Origin of the sequence: Ralstonia sp. SET104 (genome assembly GCF_003851545.1) — a bacterium.
Lineage (GTDB): Bacteria > Pseudomonadota > Gammaproteobacteria > Burkholderiales > Burkholderiaceae > Ralstonia.
Map to the genome: position 1 here is coordinate 25735 of NZ_BHVX01000027.1, position 10251 is coordinate 35985.

11 protein-coding genes are annotated in these 10251 nt (G+C 63.0%); 7 read left to right on the plus strand and 4 right to left on the minus strand.

The window, feature by feature from the left end:
* The first annotated feature begins 5 nt into the window (after window positions 1–5).
* Both aroE and mtgA read left to right on the plus strand, forming a co-directional pair.
* Window positions 6–923 carry a shikimate dehydrogenase gene (aroE, locus tag PSUB009319_RS22000; protein ID WP_124384300.1) on the plus strand — a complete coding sequence of 306 codons (918 nt, stop codon included), beginning with the start codon at window positions 6–8 and terminating at the stop codon, window positions 921–923.
* A 20-nt stretch (window positions 924–943) separates the two neighbouring features.
* The gene (gene mtgA, locus PSUB009319_RS22005) at window positions 944–1648 is read left to right on the plus strand and encodes a monofunctional biosynthetic peptidoglycan transglycosylase (RefSeq protein WP_124384301.1); all 705 of its coding nucleotides are present in this window, start codon (window positions 944–946) and stop codon (window positions 1646–1648) included.
* A gap of 13 nt (window positions 1649–1661) precedes the next feature.
* On the opposite strand, the gene corA is transcribed toward mtgA, so the two are convergent.
* A complete protein-coding gene (gene corA / locus PSUB009319_RS22010; RefSeq protein WP_124384302.1) occupies window positions 1662–2624 on the minus strand; it encodes a magnesium/cobalt transporter CorA in 963 nt (320 codons plus the stop codon).
* 211 nt (window positions 2625–2835) lie between these two features.
* Here corA and pyrF point away from each other — a divergent pair, with 211 nt between their 5' ends.
* Together pyrF and PSUB009319_RS22020 are read left to right on the plus strand one after the other, a co-directional pair.
* A complete protein-coding gene (pyrF, locus tag PSUB009319_RS22015) occupies window positions 2836–3651 on the plus strand; it encodes an orotidine-5'-phosphate decarboxylase (protein WP_124384303.1) in 816 nt (271 codons plus the stop codon).
* A 40-nt stretch (window positions 3652–3691) separates the two neighbouring features.
* Window positions 3692–3910 carry a metal transporter gene (locus PSUB009319_RS22020; RefSeq protein ID WP_124384304.1) on the plus strand — a complete coding sequence of 73 codons (219 nt, stop codon included), beginning with the start codon at window positions 3692–3694 and terminating at the stop codon, window positions 3908–3910.
* 1 nt (window position 3911) lies between these two features.
* On the opposite strand, the gene PSUB009319_RS22025 is transcribed toward PSUB009319_RS22020, so the two are convergent.
* From PSUB009319_RS22025 to thiL, 3 genes are read right to left on the minus strand one after another with little or no spacing between them, the layout of a single operon-like run.
* The gene (locus PSUB009319_RS22025) at window positions 3912–4412 is read right to left on the minus strand and encodes a CinA family protein (protein WP_124384305.1); all 501 of its coding nucleotides are present in this window, start codon (window positions 4410–4412) and stop codon (window positions 3912–3914) included.
* A 25-nt stretch (window positions 4413–4437) separates the two neighbouring features.
* The gene (locus PSUB009319_RS22030) at window positions 4438–5016 is read right to left on the minus strand and encodes a phosphatidylglycerophosphatase A (RefSeq protein ID WP_124384306.1); all 579 of its coding nucleotides are present in this window, start codon (window positions 5014–5016) and stop codon (window positions 4438–4440) included.
* Entirely contained in the window at window positions 5013–6020 is a 1008-nt protein-coding gene (gene thiL, locus PSUB009319_RS22035; RefSeq protein WP_185453532.1) for a thiamine-phosphate kinase, read from the minus strand. The genes PSUB009319_RS22030 and thiL overlap by 4 nt, the downstream gene beginning before the upstream one ends.
* A gap of 238 nt (window positions 6021–6258) precedes the next feature.
* Here thiL and PSUB009319_RS22040 point away from each other — a divergent pair, with 238 nt between their 5' ends.
* The 3 genes from PSUB009319_RS22040 to PSUB009319_RS22050 all read left to right on the plus strand — a co-directional run bounded on the left by PSUB009319_RS22040 (window position 6259) and on the right by PSUB009319_RS22050 (window position 10141).
* Window positions 6259–8604 (plus strand): NADP-dependent malic enzyme, encoded by a 2346-nt coding sequence (locus PSUB009319_RS22040; RefSeq protein WP_124384307.1) that lies wholly within the window; start codon window positions 6259–6261, stop codon window positions 8602–8604.
* Between the two features lie 473 nt (window positions 8605–9077).
* Window positions 9078–9509 carry a ribonuclease gene (locus PSUB009319_RS22045; RefSeq protein WP_124384308.1) on the plus strand — a complete coding sequence of 144 codons (432 nt, stop codon included), beginning with the start codon at window positions 9078–9080 and terminating at the stop codon, window positions 9507–9509.
* Window positions 9506–10141 (plus strand): barstar family protein, encoded by a 636-nt coding sequence (locus tag PSUB009319_RS22050; RefSeq protein ID WP_124384309.1) that lies wholly within the window; start codon window positions 9506–9508, stop codon window positions 10139–10141. Before PSUB009319_RS22045 ends, PSUB009319_RS22050 begins: the two co-directional genes overlap by 4 nt.
* Window positions 10142–10251 lie beyond the last annotated feature (110 nt).

Below are 10251 nucleotides of genomic sequence, written 5' to 3' on the forward strand. Positions count from 1 at the left end.
CATCCATGTCGTCGTCGTTCCAAGAGGCCATCCTCGCAGCCGTGAGCGCGCCACCCGTAGATCGCTATGGCGTGATCGGCAACCCGATCGCGCACAGCAAGTCGCCCACCATCCATGCCGCGTTTGCCCAGCAGACAGGGCAACTTATTCGCTACGACCGCATCTACGCCGAACTGATCGCGTTTGACGAGACCGTGATGGCCTTCGTGCGAGAAGGCGGACGCGGGCTCAACGTAACCGTGCCGTTCAAGCTCGATGCGTACGCCATGTCGACGTCGCTGTCGCTGCGGGCGGAATCGGCCGGCGCGGTCAACACGCTCAGGTTCGACGGCGAAGAGATCTTTGGCGACAACACCGATGGCGTTGGCTTGATGCGCGACATCACGCACAACATCGGCAACTCGCTCCAAGGCGAACGCGTGCTGCTGCTGGGCGCAGGCGGTGCGGCACGTGGCGTGCTGCTGCCGCTGCTGGAGCACAAGCCCGCACGGGTGTTCCTCGCCAACCGCACGGCTGATCGCGCCAACAAGCTGGTCGATCGCTTCGAGGTCTCGGCCAAACTGCATGAAGTTGAACTCGTGGGCGGCGGCTATGACGAGCTTGCTGCCGACGATGTCTTTGACGTCATCATCAACGCCACGGCCAGCAGCTTGCAGGCCGAAGTCCCGCCGATTCCGGCCAGCGCGTTCGGCCCCAACGCACTGGCCTACGACATGATGTACGGCCCGCGGCCGACGGTGTTCATGGAGTTCGCCCGGCGCAACGGCGCCCGCGCGTGGGATGGCCTGGGCATGCTGGTGGAGCAGGCGGCGGAATCGTTCTTCGTCTGGCGAGACGTGCGCCCGGACACCGCGCCCGTGCTGCTCGCCATGCGTGAAGGGCTGCAGGGCGAGGCCGCAGTCGCGGCGCGCGCGCCTCGCTGAATCCGGAGCGCAGCCTCGCGATGATGCGTTGGTTCGGCTACGTGATCGGCTGCTTCCTGGCGGGCGTGGTCGCGCTCAACCTGTACTTCTTTGCCGCCATCGCGAGCTGGCAGGTGTTTGATCCGTCGTCCACCAGCTTCATGCGCGCCGAACGCATGCGCCTGTGCGGCGCCAATGTTTTCACCTGCGAGATCGACCACCGCTGGGTCAACTACGACCAGATCTCACGCAACCTCAAGCGCGCGGTCATCGCCAGTGAAGACGCCGATTTCGTCTCGCACAGCGGCTGGGAGGTCGACGCCATGCTCGACGCGTGGGAAAAAAACAAGCGGCGCGGCCACGTGGTGGCCGGCGGTTCGACCATCACACAGCAACTGGCCAAGAACCTGTTCCTCTCAGGCGAGCGCCATTACCTGCGCAAGGGCGAAGAGCTTGTCATCACGTGGATGCTCGAGTTCTGGCTCGACAAGGAGCGCATTCTCGAGATCTATCTGAACTCGGTGGAATGGGGCGAGGGCGTGTTCGGTGCGGAAGCCGCCGCGCAGCATTACTTCAAGCGCCCCGCATCGCAGTTGACGGTGGGTCAGGCGGCGCGCCTGGCGGCGGCATTGCCCGCGCCCAAGTGCTTCGACAAGAAGCGTTATTGCGCCAACGTGCACGTGAACTTCACGCGCAAGGCCACCGTGATCGCCAACCGCATGGGCTCGGCCACGCTGCCGGATTGATCTGGCGGCAGGTTTATTTCAACCAGCCTTTGCGGCGGAAGTACACCAGCGGAATCGCTGCCGACACGATCATCATCACGATCGCATACGGATAGCCCTGGGCCCAGTCCAATTCCGGCATCGCCTTGAAGTTCATGCCGTAGATCGATGCGATCAGCGTAGGCGGCATCAGTGCGACCGACACCACTGAGAACAGCTTGATGATCTTGTTCTGGTTGATGTTGATGAAACCGACCGTGGCGTCCATCAAAAAGTTGACTTTGTCCGACAAAAACGCCGTGTGGTTTTCGATGGAATCGATGTCGCGCAGCACCTGGCGCGCCTCGTCCTGCTGATCGGTCGAGAGCAACTGGCTGCGTAGCAGGAAGGACACCGCGCGGCGCGTATCCATCACGTTGCGGCGGATGCGGCCGTTCAAGTCTTCCACGCGGGCGATGATCTCCAGCACATCGGCGGCGGCGGCGTCGGTCACTTCATCGGCCAGCACACGTTTGCTAGCCTCTTCCAGGCGCTCATAGACCTCTTCGATCGAATCCGCCGAGTATTCCGCGTCGGTGGCGTACAGATCCATCAGCACGTCTTTCGCGTTGCGCACCGAGCCGGGGCGCAGCCGCGCACGCATGCGCACAAGGCGGAAGGCGGGCAGGTCTTCGTCGTGGATGGAGAAGAGCACATCCTTGGTCATCACGAACGCCACGCGCACGTTGCGTGATGTGGTTTCTTCGTCGAGCAGAAAGTCGGTGCGGATATGGATGTGGCCGTCTTCGCCTTCAAAGTAGCGGGCGGAGGCTTCCAGGTCCCCCAATTGCTCCAGCTCGGGCAGGACCACGCCGCAGGTTTCCTTGATCCAGGCAAGCTCTTCGTCGTCGGGGTCGATCACGTCGATCCAGATTGGCTTGTGCTGCAGCAACTCACTGCGTTCCTCGACCTGTTCTTGCGCGAGACGGCCTTTTTGCACGACGAACAGGTTGATCATGGGCGTTTCCTTAAAGCAGGCGTTGAACGGGCGGCGAAAAATCGCGCCGAGTGTAGCGTAAAGATGCAGCGGGTTCAGCCACAAACGGTGGCTTGGCGCGCACGCGTGGGGCGGGCACCACGTCCGGAAGATGCCGCCACTGGGGCGCCCGGCGAGTAAAATGCAGGCAAGTCATGCGGCAGTCCGGCCGCACTCTCACATTCCCGACACCATGCGATTTACCGAACAACTGGCTGCCGCCTGGCAGCGCAACAACTCCCTGCTGTGCGTCGGGCTCGATCCTGACCCGGCACGCCTGCCGGCGTCGCTCACCGGCACGGGCGGGGCGATTTTCTCGTTCTGCCGCGCCATTGTCGATGCGACGGCCGATCTCGTTTGCGCATTCAAGCCGCAGATCGCCTACTTCGCTTCGCAACGCGCCGAAGACCAGCTTGAGCAGCTCATCAACTACATCCACGAGGCGTATCCGGGCATCCCGGTCATTCTCGATGCCAAGCGCGGCGACATCGGCTCCACTGCTGAGCACTACGCCAAGGAAGCCTTCGAGCGCTATCAGGCGGATGCCATCACCGTCAGCCCGTACATGGGTTTCGACTCGATGCAGCCGTACCTTGCGCACGCCGACAAGGGCGTGATCGTGCTGTGCCGCACGTCCAACGCGGGCGGCAGCGATGTGCAGTTCCTCGAAACCGGCAACCGCCCCGTCTACCAAGTTGTGGCTGAGCGTGCACGCAATGTGTGGAACACCAGCGGCCAGATGGGCCTGGTGGTGGGCGCGACGTTCCCGCAGGAAATCGCCAAGGTGCGCGAGATCGTCGGTGATATGCCGTTGCTGATTCCGGGCATCGGTGCCCAGGGCGGCGACATTGAGGCCACCGTACGCGCAGGCCGCACGGCGGATGGCACCGGCATGATGATCAACTCATCGCGAGCGATTCTGTACGCCAGCACCGACAGCGATTTCGCCGATGCAGCCCGCCGCGTGGCGCTTGCCACCCGCGACCAGATCAACCAGTTCCGCAACTGATCCGCCCTGTCGGGCCGGTTGCGGTGAGAGCGAGGACGCCATGACCCCGCATTCGCACCGTCCTGCCGCCGGTATTCATCGGGAAGAGACCGGCAAGGACCCGGACCGCAAGCTTGAGAAAGAGCGCGACGATACTCACCAGCACGAGACGACGCGCCGCGATCATGATCGCGACCGCCGTCACGAGCACGACCACGAGCACCAGCCGGAGCACGATCACGGCGATCGTCGCCGGCCGGATCATCCCAGCGAGATTTAGATCAGGACTCCGCCGATTCCAGGAAATCGAGCAGCCCGCGCAACGCATGCTCGGCGGCCTGCAGGCGGACCTGCTTGCGGTCGCCCTTGAAGTGTCGCGTTTGCACACGCGTCTGCAAGCGATTGCTCCAGCCGAAGCACACCATGCCGACGGGCTTGTCGGGCGTGCCGCCGGTCGGGCCGGCAACGCCGGTAATTGACACAGCCACCTGTGCGCGGCTGTTGAGCAACGCGCCCTCCGCCATCGCATGCGCGACTGGCTCGCTCACCGCACCGTGTTCGCGGATCAGCGTGGCGGGCACCCCCAGCATCTGTGATTTCGCTTCGTTCGAATACGTCACGAAGCCGCGCTCGAACCACGCCGATGAACCCGATACGTCGGTGATGGCGGCGGATACCAGCCCACCGGTGCACGATTCGGCGGACGCCATCATCAAGCTGCGCTTGTTCAGTGTGTCAGCCACCAGTTCGGCCAGTTGGGCCAGGGCGCGGGATTCAGCCATTGCAATACCTTCGAAGCTTCGAACGTCAGAACGAGCGCCACAGCGCAAATACGAGCAGCGTGTAGAACGCCGCGAGAATATCGTCGACCATCACGCCGTAGCCGCCGCGTATACCGAAACCCTTGAGCGTGCGGTCGTAGTAGCGGATGGGCGCGGGCTTGACCATGTCGAAGAAGCGGAACCATACGAAGGCCGCGAACTGCCCACCCAGTGTGGTCGGCGTGACAAAAGCCAGCACGAGCCAGAACGCGACCATCTCGTCCCATACCATCGCGCCGTGGTCGGCCACGCCCAGGTCGCGCGCGGTGCGGGCGCATGCCCAGATGCCGATCACAAAGCCAACCGCTGCGATCAGCAGCCAAATCGGCCCCGAAATCCAGCGCGCAAACACCACGTAGATCAGCCACGCATACAGCGTCCCGACTGTGCCCGGCATGATTGGCGACAGGCCCGAGCCGAACCCGAGCGCCAGGATGCGCGCCGGATGACCGAACATGAAGCGCGCGGTCGGGCGGCGTACCTGTACGGTCTGGCCCGCTTCGAGGACCACAGTTTCGGGCTGGCCCGGCGGGTTGGAGGGCGGGAAGGGGGCGGAAGACATCATGAGGCGGAAGAAAAATGATCGAAGCTGCTGTGCATAAAGGTGACCGGCGCGCCTTGGGCATCGACAAGGCGCAGGCCGGTTTCGGCATCGATGCGGCCGATGCGTGTGACGGCAACCCCCGCGCGCAGCCCCGCAGCGACTACGGCCTCGCGAGCATCGGCAGGAGCAGTGAAGCAAAGTTCATAGTCATCACCGCCGGCCAGCGTGCATTGCAGCTGGAGCGCGGCAGATTGCCCTGCCAGCGTTGCTGAGCGCGGCACATCGTTGACCGCGACGGTTGCGCCTACACGCGATTGCGCGAGGATGTGACCCAGATCGCCCAGCAAGCCGTCCGATACGTCGAGTGCCGCCCGGGCGACACCACGCAGAGCCAGGCCGAGGGCGATGCGTGGTGTCGGCATGTCCATGCGCGGTTGCACCTGGGCGAGCGCTTCGGGCGTCAACGCCCATTCGTTGCGCAGGGCACCCAGTGCAAGGCGCGCATCGCCAACGGTGCCCGAGACCCAGAGGTCATCGCCCGGGCGGGCTGCGTCGCGGCGCAGTGCCGCAGCGGCGGGTACGTCGCCGAAGACAGTCAGGCTGAGCGTGAGGGGCCCGCGCGTGGTGTCGCCGCCAATGAGTTCGCAATGAAAAGTATCCGCCAGCGCGAGCAGGCCTTCGGAAAACGGTTTGAGCCAAGCCGGATTGGCCTCAGGCAGCGCCAGGGCCAGCGTAAAAGCGCGCGGCTCGGCGCCCATGGCAGCCAGATCCGACAGATTGACAGCCAACGCTTTGTGCCCAAGTGCGCGTGGCTCCGCATCCGCAAAGAAATGACGGCCGGCGACCAGCATATCGGTAGAAACTGCCAGTTCGTGCCCGGGGCGCGGGCCGAGCAGCGCGCAATCGTCGCCCACGCCCAACGTCGCACGCGGCGTCGGCCGGGTGAAGTAGCGGCGGATCAGGCCGAATTCGGACAAATCTGCTGCATGATCGGCGAACTTGGGTGAATCAACGGACTTGGACACGGCAGCGGTGATGGAAAATATGGGGCAAGCCCGATGGTGCCGTGACAGGACGGTGGAATATTGTAGCGAATGCGCATGGCACCCCCACCCAAAATCCCGTTGTGAGATCGCTTTTCACTATATAAAATGACGGGCCCAAGGAGGCGGACCGTGTTCCCGTGGCGCTCGTGAGGGTATCCCGGTGGCCCGCTAGATGCGACGGCCGGCGCGCGCGCTGGCCACCCGATACGAGAGACCCATGACCACGGTGGATACCCAGCCTCAACAGCCCGCCCGCACGGACGAAGAACTCAAGGCGCAGCAGCGCGCCGCCCTGCGTAAAGCCGCGCTGGAGTATCACGAGTTTCCGACTCCGGGCAAGATTTCCGTCACGCCGACCAAGCCGCTGTCGAACCAGCGCGATCTGGCCCTGGCGTACTCGCCTGGCGTGGCTGCGGCCTGCGAAGAGATCGTCGAAGACGTCGCCAACTCGTTCCGCTACACCGCCCGAGGCAACCTCGTCGGTGTGGTGACCAACGGCACCGCCGTGCTGGGTCTGGGCGACATCGGCCCGGAAGCCTCGAAGCCCGTCATGGAAGGCAAGGCCGGCCTGTTCAAGAAATTTGCCGGTATCGATGTGTTTGACATCGAGATCAACGAAAAAGACCCGCAGAAGCTGGTCGATATCATCGCCTCGCTGGAGCCGACCTTCGGCGGTATCAACCTGGAAGACATCAAGGCACCGGAGTGCTTCTTCGTCGAGCGCGAACTGCGCAAGCGCATGAAGATCCCCGTCTTCCACGATGACCAGCACGGCACTGCCATCGTCGTGGGCGCAGGCATTACCAACGCGCTCAAGGTGGTCGGCAAGGACATCAAGAAGGTCAAGCTGGTCGCTTCGGGCGCGGGCGCTGCGGCGCTGGCCTGTCTGGACCTGCTGGTCGACCTGGGCCTGCCGCGCGAAAACATCTGGGTGACGGACCTGGCCGGCGTAGTCTACGAAGGCCGTACCGAACTGATGGACCCGGACAAGGCGCACTTCGCGCAGAAGACCGAGCTGCGCACGCTGGCCGAAGTCATCGACGGTGCCGACATTTTCCTGGGCCTGTCCGCCGCTGGCGTGCTCAAGCAGGACATGGTCAAGAAGATGGCCGACAAGCCGATCATCTTCGCGCTGGCCAACCCGAACCCGGAAATCCTGCCGGAGCTGGCCAAGGAAGTGCGGCCGGACGTCATCATGGGCACCGGCCGCACCGACTACCCGAACCAGGTCAACAACGTTCTGTGTTTCCCGTTCATCTTCCGTGGCGCGCTGGATGTGGGCGCGACCACCATCACACGTGAGATGGAAGTGGCCGCCGTCCATGCCGTGGCCGAGCTGGCCCGCCAGGAGCAGAGCGACATCGTTGCCTCGGCCTACGGCATCCAGGATCTCTCGTTCGGCCCTGAATACCTGATCCCGAAGCCCTTCGACCCGCGCCTGATCGTCAAGATTGCGCCGGCCGTGGCGCAGGCGGCCATGCTCTCCGGCGTGGCGCAGCGCCCGATCGAAGACATGGACGCCTATCGCCAGCACCTGCAGCAGTTCGTCTACCACTCCGGCACGCTCATGAAGCCGATCTTCTCGGCCGCCCGCAAGGTGCCGATGGAGAACAAGCGCATCGTCTTCGCCGAAGGTGAAGAAGAGCGCGTGCTGCGCGCCGTGCAGATCGTCGTGGATGAAAAGCTCGCCAGCCCGATCCTGATCGGCCGCCCCGGCGTGATTGCCCACCGCATCGAGCGTTTCGGCCTGCGCCTGCGCGAAGGCGTGGACTTCACCGTGGTCAACCCCGAACACGACGAGCGCTTCCGCGATTACTGGGAGACTTACTACAAGCTGATGGCACGCAAGGGCGTGACGCCGCAGTACGCCAAGCTGGAGATGCGTCGCCGCAACACGTTGATCGGCGCCGTCATGGTCCACAAGGGTGAGGCTGACGGCATGATCTGCGGCACCATCAGCAACACGGCCGCGCACCTGCGCTATATCGATCAGATCCTGGGCGGCACGAACGCCGTGTACGCCGCGATGAACGGCCTGGTATTGCCGGGCCGCCAAGTCTTCCTGACAGATACGCATGTCAACGTCGATCCGACCGCCGAGCAGTTGGCCGAGATCACCATCATGGCTGCCGAAGAGCTGTGCCGCTTTGGTATCAAGCCGAAGGTCGCGCTGATGTCGCACTCGAACTTCGGTTCGTCGGAGGCGCCTTCGGCCGTCAAGATGCGTGAAACGCTCGCCATTCTGCGCGAACGTGCCCCGAATCTGGAAGTGGACGGCGAAATGCACGGAGACGCCGCGCTCGATGAAAAGCTGCGCGATTCGCTGGTGCCGGATTCGGCGCTCAAGGGCGAAGCCAACCTGTTGGTCATGCCCAACATCGATGCTGCCAACATCGCCTACAACCTGCTGAAGACGGCTGCTGGCAACAATATCGCCATCGGACCGATCCTGCTGGGCGCGAAGAAGCCGGTGCATATCCTCACGCCATCGGCCACGGTGCGACGCATTCTCAACATGACGGCGTTGACCGTCGTGGATGCTGCCGCCCAAGCGCAACGCTAACCGCCGTTGCACGAGAAAATGGAGCGCACGATGCTGCGCTCCATTTTTTTGATCTACTAAGTGTGCGTGCGCTTACATTTCTGCAAACTAAATAGCTGTATCAAAAAACCCTTCGGATTTTCACCGTCGGTTGATTGTTGTCATCGATGAGCGTACCCTTATGGGCCGAAGGGGTGCTTCTGAGCACATGAGGTCCGATCCGGGGATGGGCGGGTTCCAGCGTACGGTTTTCCGTACACACGTCTGACTGGGTCACCTTATTCGGTGCGCGCAATGGGTTGGGTTTGCAGGCGGAAGGATTCCCCAAGTCTTCGGCAGTCGCCCGACTTGTCATTCCCTGTCAAGCCTCTCACGCATTGAGCCGCTTCACTTTCAGCTGCAAACCGGTTGTCCGGATGATTATCGGACGGCCACCTGCGCTTGTGACCTGCGCCGGGCTCCGGTCGGCGCGATTCTCCCGTTAGGGCCTGCTGATGACAAAGCGACTTGGAGCGTGGATCGGCCGCTCCGTATCTCAGGCGATGGCGCGTGGCGCGCTAGCGGCAACGCTTGCGTTGTCGATGGCCGGCTTGCCGGCCAATGCGGTCGCCCGGGACACCACCGGCATGGCTGCAGCCGTGGGAACCATTCGCCCGGCAGACTTGCCCAACGAGGCGCAGCGCACGCTGGCATTGATCGAGCAGGGCGGCCCGTTTCCGTATGCAAAAGACGGCACCACGTTCGGCAATTATGAACGACGTTTGCCTGCACAGCGCCGCGGCTACTACCACGAGTACACCGTGAAGACGCGGGGGGCTCGCAACCGGGGCGCTCGGCGCATCATTTGCGGCGGCAATCAGCAAGCGGCCAACGATTGCTACTACACGGAAGATCATTACAACAGTTTTCAACGGATACAGCGATGACGACCAACATGTTCGGACTGGACGACTCGCTCACCGCACGCGATGAGCGCGTGGCCCGCGAAGCGTGGCACAAGGCGCAGAATTTGTACGACGGTGTGGTCGGGATGCAAGCCTTGGGCGTGCGCGTCGGGGGTGCGGCCAAGTTGCCTCCGCAGTTGCCTCAAACTGCACCGCAAAACATCATGACGCAGGACACTACTCAGACGGACGACGACGGAGGTCGCGAAGACGCCATGAACCTGTTCAAGACGGTGCGTCCGAATATCGTGCAATCGATCCGCGCGTTTCGCGTGACGGATCTGGCCGAGTCGGCGGCCAGCCTTGGCCAGCATTTCCTGTATGCCAACTGCGCTGCTGCGACGACCAAGAGCGAAGTGCTCGACGTGATCGCGCGTGAATTCCTGTTCCCGAAGCATTTCGGCAAGAATTTCGACGCCTTGGCCGATTGCCTGACCGACATGATCTTCAAGGCCGGCCCGCAACCGGGGTTCGTGATCGTGCTCGAGGGTTTGCCGTGCCAGCCCAAGTTCGATAAGGAAGCGCGCGAGGTGCTGCTGGATGTCTTCCGCGATGCGGCGGAGTTCTGGGGCGAGCGCAAGGTGCAGTTCCGCGTGTTCTACTCGTTCGCGTGAATTTGATCGCCACCGGTTGATCGGCGTTGTAGAAAAAAGCCCGCTTTTGCGGTAATGCCGTTCAGTTAAGACCTGAACGGCATTTTTGTTTTTAGGGGTTGGAGTTGTAA

What these genes read in the sequence shown, in the direction of transcription:
- PSUB009319_RS22040 (WP_124384307.1), top strand. Translation starts at nt 6,259, where the DNA reads ATGACCACGGTGGATACCCAGCCTCAACAGCCCGCCCGCACGGACGAA.
- PSUB009319_RS22020 (WP_124384304.1), top strand. Translation starts at nt 3,692, where the DNA reads ATGACCCCGCATTCGCACCGTCCTGCCGCCGGTATTCATCGGGAAGAG.
- PSUB009319_RS22030 (WP_124384306.1), bottom strand. Translation starts at nt 5,016, where the DNA reads ATGATGTCTTCCGCCCCCTTCCCGCCCTCCAACCCGCCGGGCCAGCCC.
- PSUB009319_RS22025 (WP_124384305.1), bottom strand. Translation starts at nt 4,412, where the DNA reads ATGGCTGAATCCCGCGCCCTGGCCCAACTGGCCGAACTGGTGGCTGAC.
- aroE (WP_124384300.1), top strand. Translation starts at nt 6, where the DNA reads ATGTCGTCGTCGTTCCAAGAGGCCATCCTCGCAGCCGTGAGCGCGCCA.
- corA (WP_124384302.1), bottom strand. Translation starts at nt 2,624, where the DNA reads ATGATCAACCTGTTCGTCGTGCAAAAAGGCCGTCTCGCGCAAGAACAG.
- PSUB009319_RS22050 (WP_124384309.1), top strand. Translation starts at nt 9,506, where the DNA reads ATGACGACCAACATGTTCGGACTGGACGACTCGCTCACCGCACGCGAT.
- mtgA (WP_124384301.1), top strand. Translation starts at nt 944, where the DNA reads ATGATGCGTTGGTTCGGCTACGTGATCGGCTGCTTCCTGGCGGGCGTG.
- pyrF (WP_124384303.1), top strand. Translation starts at nt 2,836, where the DNA reads ATGCGATTTACCGAACAACTGGCTGCCGCCTGGCAGCGCAACAACTCC.
- PSUB009319_RS22045 (WP_124384308.1), top strand. Translation starts at nt 9,078, where the DNA reads ATGACAAAGCGACTTGGAGCGTGGATCGGCCGCTCCGTATCTCAGGCG.